Origin of the sequence: Pedococcus dokdonensis (assembly GCF_900104525.1) — a bacterium.
GTDB classification, from domain to species: domain Bacteria; phylum Actinomycetota; class Actinomycetes; order Actinomycetales; family Dermatophilaceae; genus Pedococcus; species Pedococcus dokdonensis.
In genome coordinates this window covers 3,267,644-3,291,130 of sequence record NZ_LT629711.1, presented here as the reverse complement: position 1 = coordinate 3,291,130, position 23,487 = coordinate 3,267,644, and the positions used below count along the sequence as shown (strand labels likewise).

The following is a 23,487-nucleotide window of genomic DNA, read 5'->3' as shown; positions in this document are numbered from 1 at the left end:
CGCCCTGCTTGCTCCCACAATGGGTCACCCTAGTGAGGTCAACCGACGGATTGGGCGGATTCGGGCGATTCGACTGACCCTGTCAGCCTTCCTCGATACCGTTCTTCGGAACGGGGAAGGATCGGGCATGGCGGGAACGGCAAGCGAGCCGACGACACTGTCGAGAGCGTCGGACCATCTCGGGAACCTTGCAAACATTCTCAAGGATCTCGGGGGCGGCGGCACCCTTTTGCACGAGCTGACACAGAACGCGAACGACGCGGAGGCGGACCGCATCACCTTCGTCGCGTCACACCAGGAGCTCACCGTCTGGAACTCCGCGGTTTTCACCGACTGTGGGCATCAAGAGAAGTCGAAGCGGTGTCCTTGGAAAGTTGACGAGGGCAGGCGCAGTTGCGACTTGCACTCATTTCGCGAGGTCGCGGGGCGCCACAAGGCCGATGACGCCCGGACCACAGGAGCGTTCGGCGTGGGCTTCACGGCCGTCTATCAGGTCACAGACCATCCAGAGGTGCTCACGGCCGGGCGACACCTGATCCTCGACGAGTCCCGTGACGAGAACAAGAGGATCGTCCTATGCCCCGGGGGCTGCCCGCGAGACCACGCATCTGCCGGTACGACCTTCTATCTGCCTTGGGCCCGGCAGCACACGCCGCTGCGCCGAGACTTGAGCGCACCCCCGCTCACCGATGCAGACGTTGCCCGGCTCGTCGACGAACTGCACGATGCAGCCGGCGCCGCCCTAGTGTTCCTCGACCGAACTCAAGTACTCAGCATTGAGTCGCCCGAACGGACGTCCAAGGTCGGCAGGCGGCAGCAGGGTAACCGGATCACCATCACGGTCAACGGTGATTCCTCGGAGTGGCTGCTCCTCGAGGGCGAGGCCGAGGGTGCGGACCGGCTGAAGGAGGAGTACGAGCCCGATTCGAGCAGATCCTCACTAGTTCAGGTCGCCGTACCTGTCGAGGAAAGTGTCGTAGGGCGCATCTTCGCGGATCTCCCTACCGAGACTCGGACCGGTTGGAGCGGCCACGTCAACGCCACGTTCTTTCCCAGACAGGACCGGAAGGGAGTGGAGTTCGATAGCCGAGGGTTTCGCGGCAAGTGGAACGACATCCTTATTGATGCCGCAGCCGTCCTTGTCGCCGACAACCTGGAGACCATCGCACAGGAGCTCGGCCACCGAGTCGCGTGGAACTACCTGGTGGACGTTGAGAGGGTCAACCGCGACATCGCCAAGGATGAATACCCGGCGGTGTTCAGCGAGTTCTTCGAACGGGCGAAGGAGCTCGCTTCCGCATCGCGGATCGCGCTACTTGCCGACGACACCGGCGTCTTGCCGGCCGGCACGCTCGTGCCACGAGACGAGGAAGAGTACGACGCTGTAGAGGTCCTGCTCCGACTAGGCGTCCCGGTCCTCGCGCCGTCGATTCGCCCGCTAGCTAGGCAGACGACGCTGACACAGTACGGCATGAGCCTCCTCGGGATCTCCGATGTTGTTTCGGCCCTGGAGAAATCCGGGATAGCTGAGGCGTGGGAGCCGGAGCGCGACGACGCACTGCTCACCGCTGATGACGTCGACGCGCTCCTGCGCTTGGTCAACCACCTTCAAGAGCGTGGCAAGTCGCTGCTGGCCAACTCCAGTATCGCTGGCGTGGCGATCGTCCCCTGCGTGGACGGAACGTTCGCGGCTGCGAGCCGGGTATCTAAACTCGAGGAGGACGACCGCGCGCTGTTCGAACTTCTCGACCCCGACCTGAAGATCGTGGACACAGAGAGATTGGCTGGACTCTGTCCTAACCTTATCGACCTCTGCGACGACATCAACCCTGAGCGAGCGGTCGCGATCTTCGAAGCCGATCCAGCCGCTCTCGAAGTTGCGCCCGACCTGGTGCTTGACTGGCTGGACAACCACCGGGCGGCCCTGGCTCAAGAGCTTCGAGCCCGCGTCAGCGCTCTTCCCCTCTTCCCGAGCACCGGTGGCGAACTCCGGCCGCTCACGGAACTGTCGCTGTCGTCCGACTTTGACGACCTCCTTGGCGTCGCCGACGTTGTGGACCGTGACAAGACCGCCGGCCATACCGACCTCTTGCGCCTACTCGGAGCCCGGGAGCTCGACGCCGTGGAGTACCTGCTGCGCCATGTTGCGCCGGCTGCGGTCAATGGCCTCAGCACCGATCAAGCACGGCAAGTGCTCGAGATCATTCAGCGCCACCGCGTCGAGCTGGACCAGACACCGGGCGCCCGCGAGATTCTCCGCCAGACACCGCTCGTCCCCTGCTCCGACGGACTACATCCGGCCCACAACGTCCACCTGCCCAACCCGGCGCTTACCCTCATCGCACCTGAAGCGCCCATCGCCGACACTCGCGGTATGGCGTCGCACCTTCTCGAGACGCTCGTGTGGCTTGGGGTGTCGGCACATCCGAGCAATGAGGTTCTGAACGAGGCTGCGTTCAGACTCGGAGAGCAAGACGTGACCCCGGACGCAGACGTCGTTCTGGCGATCCTTGATGCTCTCCCCAACCCGCCCGAGTCAGAAACCGTTTCCGGTTCGTTGCGATCGCTACAGTCCGCAGCCTGGCTCCCCTGCGAGGGAGGTGGCCGCGACAAGCCGGACCAAGTCTTTGCAACGTTCCAGCGATACCTATTTGAGTCGCAGGGCAAGAAGCTGGCGCTCCATGTGACCGACCAAGGTCGACTCGCCCCGGTCCTGGAATGGCTGGGGGTCCAGAGGACGCCGGCAACAGCCATGGTCATCGCCCACCTGCGCCACTGCGTATCTGGCAACAGCCGGTTGCACCCCGAGGTGTACCGCGCTCTTGGGCAGGCGAAGGAGGAGCACGCCGTCAGGGCGCTGAGCCGCGAACCTTGCGTTCAAATCGGCGATGGGGTGTTCGTGGAGCCCAACACCGTCTTTTGGTCAGATCCCGGACTCGGCGAGTGGGCACATGTTCTTGCGCCCGGCCACCGCGATTACCAAGCCTTCTTCGATCGGGTCGGGGTCAGCGAGTCAGCGCAACCGGCTCACGTCGAGGAAACACTGCGCCGAATCAGCCGAGCTGCTGGCAATACACGGCTCGATGAGGATGCCAAGCGGGTTGTCCATCGCTGCTGGGAACTGCTCGACCAGCATCTGCATGAGTCAGCAGACACGCTGCCTAGGCTCGGAGCGATCAGGTCCGCCGTGGGCCCACGTGACGTGCTGGAGAAGCCCGAACTGCTCCTTTTCGCAGACGGCCGTCGGCTTGCCGAGACCATCCTTCTGATCAGGGACAACCTGATTCGGCGTGACCGGTCCACTCATCGTGCGTTGGCGGCAGCCGGGGTTCGACCTGCCGAGGAAGTGATCACTCCGTGCATCAATGAAGGGGCGCCTTCGACTGAAGCGTCGTCGCTTGCTGCGCTTGTGGACGACCGCAGGCCGGCACTCGAGCGTCTTGCGGAGGCGCAGCGCGTAGAGGACGGGGCCCAGTACGACCTCAACCGACTGGCCGAGACGGGTATCGAGGTAATGCCTGACCTCACCGTCGAGTACGTCACACGATTCGCGCACCAGCATCAGGTCGATCCTCCCCGACCAACGGAAGCGATCTACCTACCCGACGAAAACCGCCTGATCGTTCGAACGGAGACCCCCAACCGTCACATTGCTCGAGAGATCGCGCTTTGCATCGCCCCCGGCATCGACGTCAGCTCCCTGGCGCCATCCATCCTGGAAGTTCTGACTGCCTCCGATCTCACTGGTGCGATGACTGTCCTCGACGAGTACGGGGTGCGGGATCTGGACCACACGGAGTGGGAGCGCGTGGGCAGCCAGACTTCGGTCGAGGTCGAAGATCTCGACCTCGACCCCCTTACCCCGTCCGACCCGGACCTCGCCTCAAATCAGCTCGATGACCCGCCCGTTTCCTCGGACGACGATTCAACGGACTACGCGGCCCTCGACGCAGCGTCCGAGCCGGGAGGTAACGCGGACGGCGATGGCACACCGTCATCGACCAACTCGAGCCGGAAGCGCCCCCAACGTCGCTCAGGCAGTGGGCAACGGCGGACTCACATGGCTTCCTTCGTGTCGTTCGACGACGAGGACCAAGGCCACGACGACGGCGGCGACGAGGCGCCTGAGAAGTCACCTGTGGATATCGCGGGCGTCCGCCGTGTCCTCGAGTACGAGAGATCCTGCGGCCGGACCCCAGAGGAGCAAGCTCACAACAACCCCGGCTACGACATTCTCTCCAAGGACTCAGATGGCGCCGTTCTTCGTCGCATCGAGATCAAGTCAATCGGCGGAGCGTGGACTGGTTTCGGCGTCTGGATGTCGGCAACACAGCTCGAGGAGAACCGCACCCACCCAGACGACTTCTGGTTGTACGTGGTGGAGCACGCGGAGGACGACGACGCTGCAGTGATTCACCGAATCCAAAACCCCGTCGGCGAGGCGACAAAGTTCGGATTCGACGCGGGATGGCAGGCACTTCGCGAACCAGAGATCGAGCGCGATGAGTCGGGAAAAGCACTGATTGCTTCGACCCGGCGGCTTCTCGTATGGGATGGATCTACGTCCGCGTCGCAGCCGCCCGCCGATTGACCTGGTTCGTCCGGCCGCCCATCTACAGGCATATGAGACTGAGTGCGGAGCCATCCTCGATGACAAGGGCAAGGAGCGACGGTGGCGTCCTATTGCCCGCGGCGCGAGGGGGCGCCCTTAGTGGGCGGTTCGACACTGGTCCGCACGCGACCCGATTGTGACTGCTGGAGGGGCTTGGGGCTGCTGACACTCTGGCTCGGTCAGCCGGCCTTTCGGGTCCGCTCGTGCCATTCGCGTGTGGCTATGACTCGCTTGGTTCGGTCCGAGAGTTCGGGCGGGGCGCACTCGTCGTCGGTGCGGTTGCACACCTCGTCGCGCAGGATCCGCTCTGCCTCGCGGGGGTGACCTTCGGCGTCGGCGACCGCGGCGAGATCCAGCCTGGGGATCTCCTCGTCGGGGGCCGCGATGGCCGCCGTTTCTGCGGCCAGCCGGGCTTGGCGGGTATCTCCGGCCTGGAGGCTGTAGGTGGTGACGAGGTGCGCGACGTCGACGATGGCGCAGACCATGTGCTGGTCGAGGCGGTCGCCCTCGGACAGGAAAGACCATCCGCCGTCGCGGAGCCGATCGAAGGGCCGGCCCTGGACCAGTCGAAGTGCCTTGCGGAGGTCGTCGACGCCGTCCGGTCCGCGCGACTCGCCCCGAACGCGGAGCCTGCGGAAGAGGTCCGCGTCAACGAGCAGGTCGAGAACCTCGTACACGCCGACACCTCTGGCGATCGCCGCTGGCGCCTTCCGTGCGTCGGGCAGGTGGGCCTGCCCGGTTCGCGGGTTCGTGCCGAGCCAGTCGCGGACGATGCGGACATAGTCCCGGGCCTTGGCCGGCGTGATGCTGAAGGCGTCGGCCAGCTCTTCCGGGGTCGCCCCGTGTGCTCGGGTGGCCAGGTAGGCGAGCATCTCGGTGTAGTACGGCTTGCGCTTGGTGACCGGGGTGCCGCGGGTCCGGGCGGCGACCGGTCCGAGCAGGGTCAGCCTGGGCAGGGGGCAGTCCTGGGACCACCACATCGCCAGGTCGTCACCCAAGGTGGGGTCAGCGTCGGCCACGGCGTCGCGCACCCGCTGCGGCACCTTGGGCGCGAGGGTCTCGAGGTCGTCGCGCGTGGTGGCGCCCTTGCGCAGATAGTCCTGGTCGTCGTGCTGCAGGAGCGAGCCCGCCCGGGCGTCCTCGTCGGCCGGGGCGTGTCGCGCGGTGGTGTGTTCTTCACGCAATGCTCCGGCCTCGTCCGACCAGGCCCGCCACCCGTCGCGGGCGTGCTGGTCGACGGGCACGGGTGCGTCGGACAGGTCCTCGCTCTGCGCCAGGAGGGCGGCGCAGCCTTGGGCTTCATCCCTGGTCAAGCCGACGGCAATCAGGTCGAGGCCCGCATGAGGGAGGCTAACCCGGCCGTTGCCGGTGACGCGCAGGACCAGGCCCGGGGTGCCCTCCCGCTCGCCGCGGACGACCACGCATGTGCCTGTCTGACCGGGGTGCCGGTAGACGGTCTGAAGCAGCTGCTCCAGGGCTGGTGGCAGCTCACGTGCCGCGGACTCACCGGGTGAGGCTTCGATCCCCTCATTCGCGTCGACCAACAGGAGCCGCGCCGGCCAAGCGTCGGCGCCGTCTTGGCGTGCCCGGGCGGTGGCGATGTCGGCGTCGGCTTCGGCGCTGCGGTCGATCATGGTGATGGCGTCGGCCAGGGCCTCCGCCGCCGGATCCGGTTCACCGCCGGTGTGGACGCGAATGCGGTCGGTGTTCATGTCCGCGACCTCGTGTGCGACGCCGACCAGGTCGACGCGGACCCCGTGCGACCAGGGGTTGCAGGCGATCTCGGCGGCCAGGTACCGGGCGAAGTCGCGCCCGAACGTGGCGTCCCCGGTGATGCTCAGGTCAAGGTCCTCGATGTTGAGCATCCACACGCTGCCGTCGTCGCCGGCACCGATGGTGACCAGCAACGGGTACGGGGCGGGCTGGTCGGGGGTGAGCGGACCGATGTCGCGCAGGTCGGCCCCGGCGGGCAGGGTCCAGTGCAGCTGGTCGGCGCTCCCGACCCAGGGTCCTTCCAGTGTGGTGGGGGTCGAAAGGTGCAAGGTCAGGGCACGCTGGGCCAGCTCCACGGCGGCCAGCTCCGGCATGGGCGCGGTCGAGGCGGCAGTCGCCGCGGCGAGGCGTCGCAGGGCCTCGTCCATGACCTCGACGTCGACGCTCGCCGGGCCGCCGGCCGCGGTGAGTGTCTTCTCCACGGGTGCGAGCAGCGGCTCAGGGGCGGCGATGGTGCGCCCCGGGCGTCGGGCCCGGAACTGGGCTTTGCGGCGGCCGCGCAGTGCCAGCAACATGGCGCCGGCCAGCATCGCTCCCCCACCGGTCAGACCGGCCAGCATCCACGCCCCATGCCGGGGGTCAGCGTCGTCGTGGGTGTCACCGCTGGTGGCCGCGGGGGTGGGCTCTGGTTGCTGGACTGTCGGCGCGTCCGCCCGTGGCGTGGTCGGCGACTCCGGTGCCGCCTGTGGGGCAGCTGCCCGCGGGGTCGGCTGGGCTGGGGCGGCCGGCTCGGAGGATCCGGGTCGGGGGTGCTCGGTGCCGGTCTGCTCGCGGTGCGGGCCGGGCGTCTCTGAGGCGGCTGCCTTCATGGCCGGGATGGACAGCTTCCAGCCGGGCAGGATCAGGTCGGGGTCGCTCAGGTGTCGACCGTCGGGCTGCACGGCGTCCTTGGATGCCTCGAAGATCTCGGGGTACTTGTCGCCGTTCCCGAGCTGCTCCTGCGCGATCTGCGACAGGGTATCGCCGCGGCGGACAGTCACCACGTGTCCCGCCATCTGTGTATCTGATTGGGCGCCGGTGGACGACTCTCCGGTGGGCACCTGGAGGACCTGCCCGACGGTGAGGAATCCCGGGTTCGGTCCCAGGACGTCACGGTTCAGGTCCGCCAGTTCGGTGTAGCGGATTCCCGCCCCCAGGTACCGCTCCGCGAGGGACCAGAGCGTTTCGCCGCGCTCGACGACGTGCTCCACGGTCGCCGGATCGGGCCGCGCCGTCGTGGCATGGGTGTGACTGGGTGTGGCGCGCGCGGGCTCCGGTGTGGGGCTGCCCTGATCGGCGCCGGTGACGGGGGTGGCTGCGCGGGCGGCCGCGTTGGTGACGGTCTGGGTCGTCACGTGCGTCGTCATGGGGGCGGCTTGGGCGGGGGTGCCGGTCAGGGGGGCGGTCACGAACAGCAGGATCGCGGCGCCGACCAGGCCCGCAGCTGCCGCCTGGGGCGCGTGCAGGCCCGGCAGCCGCGGCGCGCGGACGCCGCGTGCCCGGGCCAGGATCTCCAGCGCGATGGACCCGGTGAGGAACAGCCATGCCGCCCACCCCAGAACCCTGAGCGCACCCAGTGCCAGGGTGCCGTCGTCCGGGCTGGTCAGGGCGGTCCGGGCCTGGTCGAGTGTGGGCCAGGTGTCGGGTAGCGGGTTGGCGCCGACAGCGAGGAGGGTGATCGGCAGGGCGATCACGATGGCCACGATGGTCAGGGCTGCGATCAGTCCGGTGAGCCGGGTTCGTAGTGTCATCGCTGCACCCCTTGCAGTGCTCTGGTGATGGTTGCCTGCCCTTGGCCGGTGACGGTGAGGTGGTTGATCCCGATGATGGACAGGAACTTGGTGGTGTAGACCGCGCTGGTGGTGACCTCGATGGTGTCGCCGCCGGTGACCCGGGCGGCGCCGGCGACGTCGCCGGCGGCGAGGTAGGTGCGGGCGGCCTGGACTGCTCGGGAGGTGTCCGCGATGGCGCCTTCACCGCGGATGGCCGGTGCGGCCTGGAGTTGCTGGCCGCCGACTCGGGCTGCCTGACGGGCGACGTCTCTGGCGTGCTGTTGTGCGTACACCTGGCCACCCAGGTCCACGACCATGCCGACCAGCACGATCATGACGAAGCCGGTGGTCACGATCCAGAGGGTGATGGAGCCGCGCTCGGACGCGACGGCGACGCGGCGGCCGCGGCCGAGGAAGCCGCGCAGCCCGCCACCAAGACGGCTGGTCGAGCTGACGAGCTGGGCGTTGGTGTCGTGCATCTCCTCACCGCTCTCGGTAGGTGTCCAGCGGCGAGGACATGCTCGCTGACACGGTTCGGGTGCCGGGGACTCCGGGTACGGCTAGGTCGGAGAGGTTGACCACGCAGGTGACGGTGGCCCGCACGCTGGCCGGGGTGCCGACGGGCGAACCGAAGCCGCTGGTGTCGACGCTGATGGTCATCCGCAGGCAGTTGACGTTCTGGTTGCTCAGGGCCTGTGTGGCCGCGGCCCTGGCCGTGTCCGCGGCCTGGGCCTGTGTCCGCGAGATCGAGGCGGATCGGGCGGCTTCGGCGGCCGCCGATCCCACGGCCTGGTTGGCGACGGCGACCCGGCCGGCGAACACGATGAGCCCGACGAATAGCATGAAGGCCGGCACTCCGATGGCGGCCTCGATGACGGCCGATCCTCGCTCGCGCTCCGCGGCCCCAAGGTGCGGCCGGCGCCGTGTGCGGCTCACTGGGTGATCCTCTCGACGGGGGCGCTGGCGCTTTGGGTGACCGTGGGTGCCCACCCGGGGATCACGCTCAGCGAGCGTCCGGTGACGGTCACGGTGGCGTTGGTGGTGCTGCGTGAGCTGCGGACTTGGGGTGCTGTCAGCACGTCGTCACCACCCGCGGCGGTGACGAAGGCGTAGGCGTCGTGGGCGCCAGCCGCGCCGGACCCGCCCAGTCCAGCCGCGGTCCGGACGCCCTCTTGCGCGGCGGCCAGGGCGACGGTCCGCGCGTGGTAGAAGAGGGCACCTTGCATGCCGAGGAACATCACCGCGAACAGCGCCGGCATCAGCAGCACCATCTGGATCGAGGTCGATCCACGGTCGTGTCCATTGACCGCCGGACGGCGGTCACGGAACGAGAACCTGCGGGGCCGGTGCACAGTCGGCTACTTGATCTCTGCGGCCTTGGTGCGCACATAGTTCGTGATCGCCAGGACGACGATCCCGACGATGGCGATGACGGCCACCGCCCAGATGACGTTCTCGATCGTCACCGAGCCGCGCTCGGGGTCCTTGGTGGCCTTGCGGATGGCGGTGTCGCGCAAGGCGATGCCGAGGGTGTGCAGTGTTGCTGCGAGGTAGTACATGGGGTTCTCCCCCCTTGGTTGGTCGGTTGGTGTTGGTCGGGGCCCGGCGCCCGGAGGTTGGCTCGTTGCGTGGGTTCTGGCCGGTGGGTGAGGTGGTCAGGGGCTGCCTGCGATCACGCGCAGCAGGGCCGGTGCGACGAGGATGGCCAAGAAGATCACCCCCAGCAGGCTCATCGGGATGGACATCTTTTCGCCGACCTCGTTGGCCCTGGCCTTCTCGGTGGCGAGCATCGCGCTGCGCATCCCTGCGGAGCGCGCGCGCAGGCTCCGGTAGATCTGGGCGCCCTCCTCCCCGGACAGGCGCATGATGTCGGCGAGGTCGTCGAGCTCGGGCAGCCCCAGCTCGAGGGCCAGAGCGTGCAGGGCATCCCATGGGGTCAGCCCGGACCACCGGGTGCGGGCGAGCTCCTCACCGAGGCGGCGGAACACCCAAGAGTCGCCCACACCGGCGGCTACCTCCATGGCCTGGCGGGGGCCTGCGCCGGAGTTGCGCTCGAGCGCCACGAAGTCGATGTACGCGCCGAGAGCGCGGCTGAACTCGGCCCGTGCCTTCTTCGCGTCGTCGCGGACGTTGTAGTTGGGCAGGAAGAACATGACCGCGGCCAGGCCGACCGTCGCGACGACGGGGATGACGACGGGCAGGCGCGCCCCGAGGAGGGTGAAGAAGGTGCTCAGCAGTGGCGGGATGGCCAGCCCGAGCAGGGCGAACATGACCTTCTCGCCGTAGTAGCGGCTGACCGGGGTCCGCAGGATCGCCAGCTCCTGGACCGGGACGGTGCCCCAGGTGCCGGCCGGCAGGGTCTTCATCCCCCAGACGCCCAACCGTTCGCGGGTGTCGCCGGCCGGGTGCATCGCCTCGACGGCGCGCCGCTTGGCGTGCTCGGGTGACAACCGCCCTAGCGCGTCGCCCAGATCGGGGTCCGCGGGAGTCAGACGCCAGACCAGCAACGCCACCCCGAGACCGATCAGGGCGCCGGCGGTCAGCGCCAGCTGCAGACCGGTGGCCATCATCGGGCTGCCTGCCTGGCGGCGGACCCGATGAACCGGGGCAGCGGTTTGCCGCTCGACATCGTGCGCATCCACAGCAGCGTCGCCACGTACAGGCCGAGCAACAGCACCAGCAGCAGCTGTCCGATCGGTGACCCGTAGGGGCGGACGTAGTCACCGGTCAACGCCAGAACCCCGAGGACCGAGATCGTGATCAGGGTGACCCAGCGCGCGGTCGACCGTGGCTTGGCCCGGTCCGACTCGATCTCTCGCCTGGCGGCGACGTCCGCCGCGGTGGACTCGGCAAGTGCTTCCAGGACGCTGGCCACCCCAGCCCCTCGGCGCCGGGCCGCCAAGATGAGGTTGCCGGCGATCAGGTCACCTGTCGCGTCGTCGAGCTCGTCGGCGAAGGCGCGCAGGGCGTCTTCGGTGGCCCAGCGGGCACGGAGCCGGGACGCCAGGCGCGTGACCTCTGGCCGGATCGCCTCAGGAGTTGAGCGCAGGGTGGAGATCAGTGCCTGCTCGAGGCCGACGCCAGCGGTGAGGATGCCCGCCAGGGAACGGGTCCACTCCTCCATCGCCTCCAACCGGTCGATCTTGCTCGCCGAGGGTGGGACGGACAGCAGCACGGGCACGCCTGCGGCCGCCGCAGGCACGAGCGGGATCGCGATGATCCAGCCGGTCAGCACCGCTACCGTGACGCCCACCGCGGCGCCTGCGGCCAGCAGCAGGCGGGTGCGCCGGCCCAGCGCCGCGAGCCGCCCCAGGGCGGCTCCTTTGCCGATGGCACTGCGCGCGAGCGCCGGGGCCGGAGCCGGGTGGGGCCGCAGCCCAGCGACCGTGCCCAGCAGACCGGCGACGATCAGCGCCCCGGCCACGGCCGGTACCAGCGGGGTCATGATGCGGCCTCACTGTGCCCGTAGAACTCCTCGAGGGCGAATCCCCACGCGGCGAGCTCGCGGTACTCATCGGGCAGGACCGCAGGCTCGGCCTGCCGGCTGCCGGGCGGTGCGAGGAAGACCCGCTGGACGGCGTACCCCTTCTCACGCTCTCCGGGGGTCAGCGTGAGGATCTCGGTGACCCAGCGGGAGCGTTGCGCGGTGCCGTCGGCCAGCGGGGTGGTCTCCAGGTGGACGTGCACGATGATGTCGATGCTGGCCGCAATCGCCCGCACGGCGTAGTCGTGGGTGATGTGCGGCCCGGCCTCCATGGCGCACGTCACCAGCTTGCCGATCGCTCCTTCCGCATTCTTGGCGTGGGTGGTGGAGATCGAACCCGCGCCAGACTCCATGGCCTTGAGCATGGCCAGAACCTCCGGTCCTCGAACCTCACCCACGATCTGACGGGAGAGGTCGAACCGGAAGCTGTCGAACATGGCTTGGCTCAGGGTGAACTCGCCGGCCTGGCTACCGTCGGCGGCCCGCTCGCCCGAGCCGGGACGCGCCTCCCACGGAAAGACATACGGGTGCTGGTCCTTGAGCTCATGCAGGTGAAGCTCGTACTCGGTCTCGAAGGTGCCGATGATCTCGTGCTGGGGGATCTCCGCACACAATGCCCTGACCAGGGTGGTCTTGCCTGCTCCCTGGGCGCCGGACACCACGATGCTGCTGCGGGACTTCACGGCCGCGGACAAGAACGACGCCGCCAGCTCCGTGAGCGTCCCGCGGTCGACCAGGTCGGCCAGGGTGACCCTGCGCAGCCGGTGCCGCCGGATGACCACCGAGGGGCGCGGCGTGACCCATGCCGCCGCGGCCAGCCGTGCGCCGCCGTCCAGACGCAGATGCAGGCGCGGCTGCCCCTCCGAGAACGGCCGCGGGTTGACCTCCGACCGGGAGGCCAGGAAGACCAGGAAGTCGATCAGCTCCTGGTCCGAGTCGGCCACGGGTGGCCCGGGGATCAGGCGGCCGTCGGTGAGCTCGAGGAACACCGAGTCGCAGCCGAAGATCAGGATGTTCTCGACCCGGTGGTCGTCCACCAGTGGTTGCAGTCGCCCGAGCCCGAACAGGGAGTCGTCGACGGCCTTGGCCAAGGCGTCCTGTTCGGCGGTGTTCCACGCATCCTGGCCGGCGCTGACCCGCTCGTCGTGCTCGTTGTTGAGCAGCTCGAGGATGATCGCGCGGCCCTGCTCTCTCTGCGCGGCCGAGCTCAGGTGGCCCCGATCGTCCCCGAGGGCGGCACTGAGACGGTCAGAGGCCTGTCCCCGCAGCGCCGTGACCAGGCACCAGTCAATGTCGGCGCCGTGCCGATAGATCCTGGGCACGTAGCTCCGGGGGATGTCCAGGTCGCCGTCGGGCACCGCCGGGGTCAGCGGGCGCGACACGGTCGGTGCCGGGTCGGCCGATGGTGACATCGAGAACGATCCGCGCACCCTGCCCGGGCTGGCGGCGGTCCCGCGGTTCGGCGATGGCGCGGCGAACAACGGCAGGGATGCCGGGTCCGTGGGGTGGGTGCCCGGCTCGCGGCCCGCCGTGGTGTTGTTGTTCGTCATGCTGTCCCCCCGACGAACTGCGCGGCGAGCTGGCCGCGGTTGGTGGTCACCGCGGACTGGATCGAGGTCCGCGCGGCGGTGAGGCTGCGGACGAGGCGGGAGGAGTCGAATCGGCGCGGGGCCTTGGCGCCCTTGGCGAACACGTCGGCGCCCGCGACGTCTTGGGCCAGGGAGGCGATCACCGGGATCTGCAGGACCTTCTGGACGTCGCGGGCGGAGTAGGGCTCCCCCTGCCCCACGAGCAGCAATCCCAGCGACGACATCCCGCCGACTCCTTCAAACTCGGTTCGTAGGGTCTGCGCCCACGACCGGGCCGCGGACAGGGACACCAGGTCGGTCCGGGTCACCATCAGGGCCAGATCGGCCGCGTAGATCAGAGGTTCCGGGCTCCCGGCCAGGCCGAGCCGACCCGCGTCGACGATGACGTCCTGACCCGTGGCCTCCAGTGCCTTCAGCTCCGCGGCCAGGGTCTCCCATAACGGCAGCAGACTGCGCGCCTGCCCGTGCGCGCGGGTGCCCGGCAGCAGGGAGACCGCCGAGTCGGGCGGGCCCGGCATCCGCACCGTGGACTCGGCGATCGCCTCGCTCAGCTGCCCGTGTCGCTGCGCCAGCGCCAGATCGATCAGCGAGTTCGTCGGCGCCGACTCGGCACGCAGGTAGCCGGCGAAAACAGCCGACCCACCCGTCGGGTCACCTTCGACCAGCAGCACCGGCCGCGACCATGTCAGGGCCAGCCCCAGGGCCGAGGCGGTGACCCCAGGCGACCCCGAGGCGGAGAACAGCACGATCAGAGCCATGGCTCAGCGCTCCCGGCTGTCCAGGACCAGCGCCACCTTGCCGGTCGCCGCCCGAGCCGCCAGCTCGGCGGCCTGCTCCTGCGGCACCTCGACGGAGACCACCGTCTGCCCGTTCTCGCCGTTCGGGTAGAGCCCCACCACGGTCGCGGAGATGGCCTCAGGGGGCTCCTGACCCACGTCGCCCTGTTGACCCGGGGTCGCCACGATGCGCACCTGATCGCCGGCCAGCAACGTCTCTCCCGGCATCAGCGAGGGCGGCAACGCGACCCCCACGACCGACCAGCCCTTCCCAGGCAGGACCGAGGTGGTCACGTCCGCAGCCGTGACCAGGCTGCCGGCAGCCATGTCCATCGCCGCGCGCTGGCCCACGAGGCTCCCCAGGCGGTCGCTCGGAAGCGTCCTCAGGGCGGGATCCACCCCGACTTGGACCGTCATCAGGTCGCCCTGGGTGATCGTCTCCCCGCGGGTGACGGTTTGGCGCAGCGCCACCACCTCGTGGGTGTTGCTCGTCGACGACCACGTCCATGCCCCCAGCAGTGCGCCGAGGATGACGGCTGCAAGCGACGCGGCGACCAACACCGGTCGACGACGGAGCTTCGGCGCCGGCGTCACGGACGTCTGGCCTCCGTCGGCGCCGCGCTTGGATCGACGCCGGCGCACCGGTGGCGTGCCTCGTCCCCCGCTCACAGCGGCGGAGTCGGCAGTCTCGATAGTCATCGTCATCGGTTCCCCCTCGAGCTGCTCAGCTGCTCAGCTGCTCAGCACCTGGGCTTCGCCCATGGTGATCGTGGCCGTGTCGGTGAAGTCCAACGGGATCGTGCCGCTCAGGCCGATCCCGGCCCATGTGACGACCCAGTAGGTCGTGGCCCGCACCCTGTAAACGCCCTGCCGGCTGTAGGTGTGTCCGCAGGTCGGGGACGACTGCTTGCCGTAGGAGTCGTCATACGGTGTGCCCGGCCCAGTGCACGTGACCGTGGTGCCGTCGCCCATAGCCCAGACGATGCGCTGGGCCTTCGCGGTTGCCGTGACCGTGAAGCCATCTGCCGACGCGGACTGGGTTTGCGGCCCCCACGTGGTCGCTCCGGGGTTCTGTGCCCACATCCACGTCGGCATGCCGATGATCCCGACGCTTCCCGCTCGGGGCTCCGGCACGATGCCGATGCTGATGGCGCGGAGGTTCATCCGCGCGACCGCCTGCCGTGCCAGCACCTGCGGGTCCGGCGGCGCACCGTTCGGTGGCGTGGCCAGCCAGAGCCAGAAGGCAATTCCGGAGACCGGACCGATACCCACCGGTCTCGTGCAGGCGTAGACCTGACCGGTCGTGCGCCCACCCCAGGCCGGGTCACTGAACGGTGGCTGCGGCTGCAACACCTCGGCGTAGCACTGCTGCGACTGAACCCACCATCCATCCGACGAAGAGCAGGGCACCTCCTTCGTCGGCGAGGTCAAGGTCGACGTACATGTCGGCAGTCCGACGGGCTGTTCATCCCCGCCGCCACCACCACCTCCACCGCCCCCACCGGGGTCGGTGACGATGACGATGATGCACTCCCCACTCCAAGGATCAGGACTCGTGCCGGGAGGGCATGTGACCGGCGGGTCCGTGGCGAACGCTGGCGCCGCCAAACCAAGCAGTGCAACAGCAATCGCTAGGGCAGACACGGCGCGTCTCAGCATGGTTTCCCCTTGAGCGTGTCGACGGTGACGAAGAAACCCCGCGGCGCCTTCACAACGGTGTACGGATACCGCATACGATCTGGGCGCTCCGGCCGCACGACGGACTTGCCCGCCTTGTCCACGATGTTGACCTTGCTGACGTCGATGCACGCCGAAACCGAGAAGGTCTTGCCGTCCGTCGTGGTCGCGGTCGGAGAGTCGACAATCGTTCGACCCACCAGGGTCCAGCCTTTGGCCTGATAGGTCCCAAGCGTGTTGCGGGCCTGAATCGCCGCCTGGTCGCGTGCCACAGTGGCGACTTGGTTCAGACTCTTCTTTGGATCGGCAGCTAGCTCGTCGAGGACACCCCAGTAGCGCCCAACTGTCTCCTCCGCCGACTTGAGGTCCTTCTCGGCCGGAGTGAGCGACGTTGGGGACGACGTCGTGCTGGTCGTCGACGTGGGCGCCAAGGTCGTTCTGGTTGACGAGGTCGCTGCGGGCGGCTCGGGGTTGTTGCAGGCCGAGGTCAGCACCACTGCAGACAGGGTCACGGTCAGACCGACGGCGCGGCTTCGACTTCGGGACGTCATCTGTTCCTCCTCGATTCATTGCGCTAAGGCTCCGATTGGCCCCTGGGGGGACACCTACGGCTGAGTCGATCGCGAGCAACCAGTGCTTCGCCAGCACCACAGAACGCAACTTCTAGGCGTGATCTCACAGCATTTACCTCGCGAGCCGAGTGCTGCGGCCAGCCGGCCGCAGCAGCGGGGATCCGGCTTTCATCGAGGTCGCGGATGGTCGCCAAGGGCCTCGACAGGAGGTAGCGGTCGGCGTCCACCCAGCTGGGTTGGCCTGCGCTTGGGGAGTCCGGTGACGGCGCCACCCCCAACACGATAGACCATCGGCGCGTTTAATGCTTTTCTGGCTTAATCTAATTAATCTGTAGATGCACTCTGTGGGCCGTGAGTACCATCGGATCATGGACAGTGCGGGCATCCCCGATCTCGCGAACAAACTCCAACGCCTCTTCCGGACCATCCCACAGCCCGACGGACGGGGCTGGTACACGAACGAGGTCGTGGTACGTGAACTGGCTGCCGGTGGCGTGCCAGTAACTGTTCAGCACCTCAGCAACCTGCGTAACGGTCGTCGAGACAACCCGTCTGCGCGCCTCCTCGCGGGCATCGCGAAGGTCTTCGGCGTCCCCGTCGGCTATTTCTTCGACAGCGCCGAGGAGAAGCGCGTGAATGAGGACCTTGAAACCCTCTCTCAGCTTCGTCGTATGGGCGGCCTGCGCCTCCGCGGAGACCTAGATGCGGAAGGCCTGGTGCAACTGCTCGGCGCGCTCAAGGAGATTCAGCGCATGGAAGGCAAAGGCAATGGCGAGGACTGAACGTCAGCGCGCGAGCGTTCGGCTGCGCGAGGCGGTTCGCACGGGGCGGGCTCTGATCCGCGAGAGCGGCACGATCGATGGCCTGATTGACAGCTTGGCTCGTTCCCGCGAGAGGGACGTCCGAGTCATTGAGGTCCTTCTAACGAGTAACGCGCCTTCGGGCGCCTGGATCCCCACCCTCCAGTATGACTACTTCCTCGTCCCATTGGGTGCGTCACCGACCAGGCGCTGTGCCGTCCTCTGCCACGAAGTTGGTCACCTACTGCTGCACCACGACCCAGCGTTCCACAGCAGCCTGAGCCCGAAACTTCTTGCCGCCGTAGCGCCCTCTCTCCCAATGGACACGACGCGAAAGATGCTGCAACGCACCGGGTATACCAACCACGAGGAAGCAGCAGCTGAGTACGTCGGAACATCGCTAGCGGTCGCGCTCGACGACTGTGCCCGCGCGGCTGAGTGGCAAGCCTCCTCAAGGCTATCCGCGCGACTGCGATGACCGCTTTCGAAGTGCTCACGGTCGCGGCGCTGTGGGGCGCCGGGGCTTACAGGGGCGTCCGGGCACGCCGCAGACCCGCCACCTGGCGCACCGCTTTGGCAGTCTCCGTGATGGCGCTCGCCATTGCCGCCACCGCTCACTTCAACCGTATCCGGCTGGACGAGTGGGTGAACATCTCCAACGTGACGAACCTTGGCAGCCGCTTAGCGCTATGCGTTGCCGTGGCCAGCGCGCAGATCTACCTCTTGGGCACTCGTCACTCGGACATACCTGAGGGCCAACGCCGCGCCATCTACGCCGTCAGCGCGGCCACCGCGGCAACATCCTCCGCGGCTTGGCTCGCCGCCCCGATCCACACCGTCGAGCTAGCAGACCTGGGCGGGGCTCCCCGCCACTTGGCGAGCCTCGTCTACATCGTGACGATCTACCTCTACCTTGCATGGTTCGAGGTTGGCGTGGCCCGATACGCCCACCAGAGCTTTCGCTCGGCTCGGGGCACAGACCCTCCGGCAGCCGTGGCCATAGCCCTCATCGGGGCCTCGGCCTGGTCCGGGATCGCAGTCCTCTTGATGTGGACGACGCACAGTTCCGTCGCCCAGATCGTAGGGCGGTCGACGCCCTACCTCGACCGCTTGGCGACGGTGCTGTTCCCAGTTCCTCTCATCTTGTTGGCGTCCGGCCTGCTCGCACTCCCGGTACTGCCGGCCCTTGCGCACCGTCTCGCAGCACGACGGCTGACCCTCCGGCTGGATCCTCTGTGGCGGCTGATGGTGAACCAGCATCCCCATGTGCACCTCCCGCTACGTCAGGACCGGATCACACAAGTTCTCGACCCGCGGCTCAAAGCTCAGCGGCGCCTCATCGAGATCTCCGACGGACTCGAGGAACACCAAGTGGCAATGCCGAGCACTCTCATGGAACTCGCTCGGGCCATGGGTAAACCTGTGGTCCGGAGGCCCGGTGCCGTCTCCGCCAAGGACGCCCTGACCCAGCTGGACCGGGCACCGTGGCCCCGACCACTAATCAGCCTGAGCGACGCGCTCAGAAGCGCCGAACGCTCGCAAAGGAGAGACTGAATGCGGACCGATTTGGACGACCATTCGCGGTTGAACAACGCCCGAAGCACCCCGGCTGCCCGGCTGATCGCTGGTGCCCTGACACCCGCGAACGTGGTCCTCGCGCTCATGGCCTATCTCGCCGTCAAGTACACCGCCAGCCTGTTGGCCGCTGCCGCCTGGTGGCTAGCCGCTCTCGTTCTCGTGGTTGGGGTTCCCTACCTCATCCTCTTCCGCGCCCTTCGCAACGGATCGGCCGACGATCGACAGGTAGTCCGCCGCTCTCAGCGACCCGCACTTATGGCGTCCGCCGCCGGCGCGGTCACTTTCGCGCTGGTCGTGCTGTACCTGGCCGGTGCTCCCCGGCCATTGGTCTGGCTCATCCTGGCGATGATCTGCGGCCTCGTCGCCATGGGGCTCACCACCATGGTGTGGAAGGCCTCGATGCACATGGCGGTTGCCGCTGGGGTAATCGCCGTTCTCGCCATCGAAGTTCTCAGGGCCGGCATCGCCGCAGCCTTGCTCTTGCCGGTGCTCGGATGGGCTAGATGGCGCGACGGACGGCACAGCGTCATGCAGCTGGCAGGTGGAGCCGTCATCGGCGCCACTGTCGCCGGCGTCGTGTATGGCTTCCTCCGGTGACACCGTAACCACATCCGCCTCAACGGACTTCGGCTCAGCCTCCATCATGCTGGGCGCGCGTTGACGACACCGTTGTGCTGGCTCTGGCCAACACCGCGCCAAGGCGTCCCCCTGTGACCCTCAACTGTTAAGGGGCATGGTGATGTCTCGGGTCGCGGTTCCGGGCCACAGTGCAGCCCCTATTCGCCGAGCCGCCTCCACCCGAAGTTCATCGACCGCGTGGGAGTAGCGCTGGGCCGTCGCCATCTCCGTCCATCCCATGATTGCCATGACCGTTCGGAGGTCAACGCCCTGCACCAGGAGCAGGGTCGCTGCTGTATGCCGGGCATCGTGCAGTCGGGCATCACGCACCCCGGCGGCTCCCAAAATCGCCTTCCATTCACGCCAGTCGCGAGCTGGGTCCATCGGGCGACCGGCTTCGTCAGGAAAAGTCAGATCGAGGGAACTGGTCCATGCGGGGCCAACCCGCAGTCGCTCCTGCGCCTGGTCACGACGGTGGATCCGCAGTTCTTCAACCAAGGGTGGGGGCAGGGAGATGGAGCGCCTAGAGGCGTTGGTCTTCGTCTCTACCAGGCGGATGCCACCATTTCGCCGACTTGGACAGTCAGCCCCACGCTTCCAGCCACACGCGGGCTGGGAACCGCCAGCTACGAGGCGGCACCCGTGCTCCCAGGTTTGACGCTGGACGGCTCGCTGAATGCGCATAGTGCCCTTGTCGAAGTCGATGTCACGCCACTGGATACCGAGGGCCTCGCCCTGTCGTAAACCAAGCGACAGCGCGACTGACCAGCGCGCAGCGTTTCTGCGAGTGCGAGCGGCGCCAAGGATCGCCACGCACTCGTCCCTGGTGAGCGGTTGGACCTCGCGCCTTGGAATGCGGGGTGGTCGAGCGATCACGGCTGGGTTCGAAGCAAGACGCTGCCGCCGTACCGCTTCATTCAGCCCGGATCGGAGCACACGATGGACGGCGTGGACGAGGCTGGCCGAGCTGCCGGCGTCCAGCATTCGCCGATAGTGCTGTTCCAGGGTTTCCGGGCGCAACGAGCTGAGTCGAACGGAACCCAACACAGGAACGATGTGCACTTCCATCTGGCTTCGGTACGTCGACAGCGTCTTCCATCGGACCGTGGATGGCAGGACATTCTCGAGCCAGTGCTCCAGCCACTGACCAAGTGTGGGATCGGACTCGGTCCATGTGTACTGGCCAGTGTCCCGTGACCGTTCCAGCGCTCGGACTGCCCGGTCGAGTTCGCCCTTGGCGCTTCGACTGATGTGCTTGCGATCAGGACGGCCATCCAACCGCGTCCCCATGGTCACCCGCGCGTGCCAGCGACCGTCCTTTCCCCGGTACTTGGACGAGGTGGTCTCTTCGGGGGAGAGTCGCCGTCTACCCTTCATCGGGGTCCCTAAGGGACTGGAGGTAGCGGTTGAGCTCGCGTCGCTCGACTCGGACGGAACGGCCGATGCGAACAACGTGCATGTGATGGCGTGCTACTTCACGCTCGACGCTGCGCCGCGTACACCGCAGATGCGATGCGACCTCGCCAAGCGTCAACAGAAGTGTGGGCTGAGTGTCCTCGGTGGCCCTCTGGGCAGTTGCAGTGTTCATGCCGAAATACGCCAGACCGGAGCCGTCTGGTGGTCACGGGAGGGCACGACAGATCCCGCGTCTTGGACCCACGAGGACTGGTGCACACCACCAGTCTCCCGAATCGACCGGAGCCACCGAGGTCTCATTGTTGAGCCCATTCTTGGGCCCATCGGACGACCCAGGCAGCCCGAGCGATACCAGGGACGAGTAAGGCCCTAACCGCGTCTCCGCAGGTCAGGGCCCCAAACGTCTGTCTCAACACAGAGTGCGCCCGAAGGGATTCGAACCCCTAACCTTCTGATCCGTAGTCAGATGCTCTATCCGTTGAGCTACGGGCGCAGATGTCGCCCCGGAGGATCCTTGTGGGACTCACGGAGCAACGACGGGCAAGACTACCGGCTCGACCCCGCGCCGACGAAATCGGTGCGCCACGCGGTCGGGCCGGCCCGACGGCACACCTCCGTCGGGGGCTGGCGGCGCACCCTGGACCGAGGGCCGCGGGGGTCGGCGAGCTGCCACGCCCTTCCCGACGATGACGGCGGAAAGGCAAGAAACGCAACGGATTTCGCTGCGTTTTTGCAAGACGTGCAAGAAGCCGACAATGGCCGCAGGGCTACCCGCCGGTTGTGAGGCTTTTCACGAGCGATCTAGACCGAGCGCGGTACCTACTGGCGCGTAGGGGGGCGTACCTTGGCCAGATCACGAGCGTTCACCATGTGGACACGCGGCCGGATGGCCGCAGGTCGGCGTGGACGCGACACCTCATGATCCGGGGATGACCGCCCCGGACGAAAGGGACGGCCGATCACATGACGACCGAGGCGACGCACACCGACCAGCGGGCAGGCGGCACGACTCACGCCGGCCTGCAGGCATGGGTCGACGAGGTGGCCGCGATGACCACCCCCGACCACATCGAGTGGGTCACCGGCTCCGACGCCGAGTGGACCCGACTGACCGACAAGCTCGTCGAGGCCGGCACCTTCGTGCGCCTCGACGAGGAGAAGAAGCCGAACAGCTTCTACGCTGCCTCCGACCCGACCGACGTCGCCCGGGTCGAGGACCGCACCTACATCTGCTCCGTCGAGGAGAAGGACGCCGGGCCCACCAACAACTGGATGGACCCGAACGAGATGAAGGACCTCATGCGCGGGCTCTACGCCGGCTGCATGAAGGGCCGCACGATGTACGTCATCCCGTTCGTGATGGGCCACGTCGAGGCCGAGAACCCGATGTTCGGCGTCGAGATCACCGACTCCGAGTACGTCGTGGTCTCCATGCGCGTGATGGCCCGCTGCGGGGTCAACGTCCTGCGTCGCATCGAGGAGCTCGGCGCGGACGCCAAGTACGTCCCCGCCCTGCACTCCGTCGGCGCCCCGCTCGAGCCGGGCCAGGCCGACGTGAAGTGGCCGTGCAACACCGAGAAGTACATCGTCCAGTTCCCCGAGGAGCGGATGATCTGGTCCTACGGATCCGGCTACGGCGGCAATGCCCTGCTGGGCAAGAAGTGCTACTCCCTGCGCATCGCCAGCGCGATGGCCCGCGACGAGGGCTGGCTCGCCGAGCACATGCTCATCCTCAAGCTGATCTCCCCGGAGCAGCAGACCTACTACGTCGCGGCCGCGTTCCCGAGCGCCTGTGGGAAGACCAACCTGGCGATGCTCGCCCCGACGATCCCCGGCTGGAAGGTCGAGACCCTGGGTGACGACATCGCCTGGATGCGGTTCGGCGAGGACGGCCGCCTGTATGCCGTGAACCCCGAGTTCGGCTTCTTCGGCGTCGCCCCCGGCACCAACGAGCACACCAACCCCAACGCGATGAAGACCATCAACAAGGGCAACTCCGTCTTCACCAACGTCGCGCTCACCGACGACGGCGACATCTGGTGGGAGGGCCTGGAGAACACGCCGGCCCACGCGACCAGCTGGAAGGGCGAGGACTGGACGCCCGACTCAGACGAGCTCTCCAGCCACGCCAACAGCCGCTACTGCACCCCGATCGAGCAGTGCGACATCCTCGCAAAGGAGTACTACGACCCCAAGGGCGTGCCGATCTCGGCGATCTTCTTCGGCGGTCGCCGCAAGACGACGGTCCCCCTGGTGACCGAGTCGCGCGACTGGGTGCACGGCACGTTCATGGGCGCGACGCTCTCCTCGGAGACGACCGCGGCCGCGACTGGAGCCGTCGGCGTGGTGCGCCGGGACCCGATGGCGATGCTGCCCTTCATCGGCTACAACGCCGGCGACTACTTCCAGCACTGGATCAACATGGGCAAGGACGCCGACGCGTCCAAGCTCCCGAAGATCTTCTACGTCAACTGGTTCCGTCGGGACGAGGACGGTGGCTTCCTCTGGCCGGGCTTCGGTGAGAACAGCCGCGTGCTCAAGTGGGCGATCGAGCGCATCGAGGGCAAGGCCGCCGCGGTCGAGACCCCGATCGGCCACGTGCCCACGCCCGAGTCGCTCGACACCGATGGCCTCGACCTGAGCGACGCCGCCCTCGAGGCCGCCCTCTCCGTCGATGCCGAGGAGTGGAAGGCCGAGATCCCGCAGATCGAGGAGTGGTTCGAGAAGTTCGGCGAGACCCTGCCGACGCAGCTCCGGGTGGAGCTCGACGGCCTGAAGGCTCGCCTCGGCATGGAGTGACCGAGGTGAGCTAGATCGTGTGCCGCCCGCGCGGCATACCGA

Annotated in this window: 19 protein-coding genes and 1 tRNA gene; 5 read left to right on the top strand and 15 right to left on the bottom strand. The window is 67.7% G+C overall.

Annotation, left to right across the window (positions count from 1 at the left end; all coding sequences use genetic code 11):
- Positions 1-127: 127 nt before the first annotated feature.
- On the top strand, positions 128-4,591 hold the full coding sequence (locus BLQ34_RS15535) for a DUF3883 domain-containing protein (protein WP_157693090.1): 4,464 nt from the start codon (positions 128-130) through the stop codon (positions 4,589-4,591).
- A gap of 200 nt (positions 4,592-4,791) precedes the next feature.
- Here BLQ34_RS15535 and BLQ34_RS15530 read toward each other — a convergent pair whose 3' ends face one another.
- From BLQ34_RS15530 to BLQ34_RS18900, 12 genes are all read right to left on the bottom strand, one after another.
- Positions 4,792-8,115 carry a LysM peptidoglycan-binding domain-containing protein gene (locus BLQ34_RS15530; RefSeq protein ID WP_091787484.1) on the bottom strand — a complete coding sequence of 1,108 codons (3,324 nt, stop codon included), beginning with the start codon at positions 8,113-8,115 and terminating at the stop codon, positions 4,792-4,794.
- Positions 8,112-8,615, bottom strand: a complete 504-nt coding sequence (locus tag BLQ34_RS15525) for a pilus assembly protein TadG-related protein (RefSeq protein ID WP_231961297.1) — start codon at positions 8,613-8,615, stop codon at positions 8,112-8,114. The genes BLQ34_RS15530 and BLQ34_RS15525 overlap by 4 nt, the downstream gene beginning before the upstream one ends.
- 4 nt (positions 8,616-8,619) lie before the next feature.
- Positions 8,620-9,072, bottom strand: a complete 453-nt coding sequence (locus BLQ34_RS15520) for a TadE family protein (protein WP_231961295.1) — start codon at positions 9,070-9,072, stop codon at positions 8,620-8,622.
- The gene (locus tag BLQ34_RS15515) at positions 9,069-9,488 is read right to left on the bottom strand and encodes a TadE family protein (RefSeq protein ID WP_269457302.1); all 420 of its coding nucleotides are present in this window, start codon (positions 9,486-9,488) and stop codon (positions 9,069-9,071) included. Before BLQ34_RS15515 ends, BLQ34_RS15520 begins: the two co-directional genes overlap by 4 nt.
- 6 nt (positions 9,489-9,494) lie before the next feature.
- Complete coding sequence (locus BLQ34_RS15510) at positions 9,495-9,695, bottom strand: hypothetical protein (protein WP_091787478.1); 201 nt, start codon at positions 9,693-9,695, stop codon at positions 9,495-9,497.
- A gap of 96 nt (positions 9,696-9,791) precedes the next feature.
- Positions 9,792-10,706 carry a type II secretion system F family protein gene (locus BLQ34_RS15505; RefSeq protein WP_231961291.1) on the bottom strand — a complete coding sequence of 305 codons (915 nt, stop codon included), beginning with the start codon at positions 10,704-10,706 and terminating at the stop codon, positions 9,792-9,794.
- Entirely contained in the window at positions 10,703-11,581 is an 879-nt protein-coding gene (locus BLQ34_RS15500) for a type II secretion system F family protein (protein WP_091787472.1), read from the bottom strand. Before BLQ34_RS15500 ends, BLQ34_RS15505 begins: the two co-directional genes overlap by 4 nt.
- Positions 11,578-13,170: a CpaF family protein gene (locus BLQ34_RS15495; protein ID WP_231961289.1), complete on the bottom strand. Its 1,593-nt coding sequence runs from the start codon at positions 13,168-13,170 to the stop codon at positions 11,578-11,580. Before BLQ34_RS15495 ends, BLQ34_RS15500 begins: the two co-directional genes overlap by 4 nt.
- Positions 13,167-13,967: a hypothetical protein gene (locus BLQ34_RS15490; protein WP_091787469.1), complete on the bottom strand. Its 801-nt coding sequence runs from the start codon at positions 13,965-13,967 to the stop codon at positions 13,167-13,169. The genes BLQ34_RS15495 and BLQ34_RS15490 overlap by 4 nt, the downstream gene beginning before the upstream one ends.
- 3 nt (positions 13,968-13,970) lie before the next feature.
- Positions 13,971-14,690: an SAF domain-containing protein gene (locus BLQ34_RS15485; protein WP_231961274.1), complete on the bottom strand. Its 720-nt coding sequence runs from the start codon at positions 14,688-14,690 to the stop codon at positions 13,971-13,973.
- 27 nt (positions 14,691-14,717) lie between these two features.
- Positions 14,718-15,335, bottom strand: coding sequence for an ATP/GTP-binding protein (locus tag BLQ34_RS15480; RefSeq protein WP_157693089.1), 618 nt, complete (start codon positions 15,333-15,335; stop codon positions 14,718-14,720).
- A 302-nt stretch (positions 15,336-15,637) separates the two neighbouring features.
- Entirely contained in the window at positions 15,638-16,213 is a 576-nt protein-coding gene (locus tag BLQ34_RS18900; RefSeq protein WP_157693088.1) for a hypothetical protein, read from the bottom strand.
- Between the two features lie 389 nt (positions 16,214-16,602).
- On the opposite strand from BLQ34_RS18900, the gene BLQ34_RS15465 reads away from it, so the two are divergent.
- From BLQ34_RS15465 to BLQ34_RS15455, 3 genes are all read left to right on the top strand, one after another.
- Positions 16,603-17,016 carry a helix-turn-helix domain-containing protein gene (locus tag BLQ34_RS15465; protein WP_157693087.1) on the top strand — a complete coding sequence of 138 codons (414 nt, stop codon included), beginning with the start codon at positions 16,603-16,605 and terminating at the stop codon, positions 17,014-17,016.
- A 456-nt stretch (positions 17,017-17,472) separates the two neighbouring features.
- Positions 17,473-18,588 carry a DUF6545 domain-containing protein gene (locus tag BLQ34_RS15460; protein ID WP_091787454.1) on the top strand — a complete coding sequence of 372 codons (1,116 nt, stop codon included), beginning with the start codon at positions 17,473-17,475 and terminating at the stop codon, positions 18,586-18,588.
- Entirely contained in the window at positions 18,589-19,209 is a 621-nt protein-coding gene (locus tag BLQ34_RS15455) for a hypothetical protein (protein WP_091787451.1), read from the top strand. It begins immediately after the preceding gene.
- Positions 19,210-19,329: 120 nt separating this feature from the next.
- Here the strand turns inward: BLQ34_RS15455 and BLQ34_RS19535 are convergent, their stop codons facing one another.
- The 3 genes from BLQ34_RS19535 to BLQ34_RS15440 all read right to left on the bottom strand — a co-directional run bounded on the left by BLQ34_RS19535 (position 19,330) and on the right by BLQ34_RS15440 (position 21,139).
- A complete protein-coding gene (locus tag BLQ34_RS19535) occupies positions 19,330-20,520 on the bottom strand; it encodes a tyrosine-type recombinase/integrase (RefSeq protein WP_407946412.1) in 1,191 nt (396 codons plus the stop codon).
- Positions 20,521-20,596: 76 nt separating this feature from the next.
- Entirely contained in the window at positions 20,597-20,818 is a 222-nt protein-coding gene (locus BLQ34_RS19530; RefSeq protein ID WP_091787445.1) for a helix-turn-helix domain-containing protein, read from the bottom strand.
- Between the two features lie 248 nt (positions 20,819-21,066).
- Positions 21,067-21,139: transfer RNA gene (locus tag BLQ34_RS15440), tRNA-Arg, on the bottom strand.
- A 470-nt stretch (positions 21,140-21,609) separates the two neighbouring features.
- On the opposite strand from BLQ34_RS15440, the gene BLQ34_RS15435 reads away from it, so the two are divergent.
- Positions 21,610-23,445 carry a phosphoenolpyruvate carboxykinase (GTP) gene (locus BLQ34_RS15435; RefSeq protein WP_091787442.1) on the top strand — a complete coding sequence of 612 codons (1,836 nt, stop codon included), beginning with the start codon at positions 21,610-21,612 and terminating at the stop codon, positions 23,443-23,445.
- The last annotated feature ends 42 nt before the right edge of the window (positions 23,446-23,487 follow it).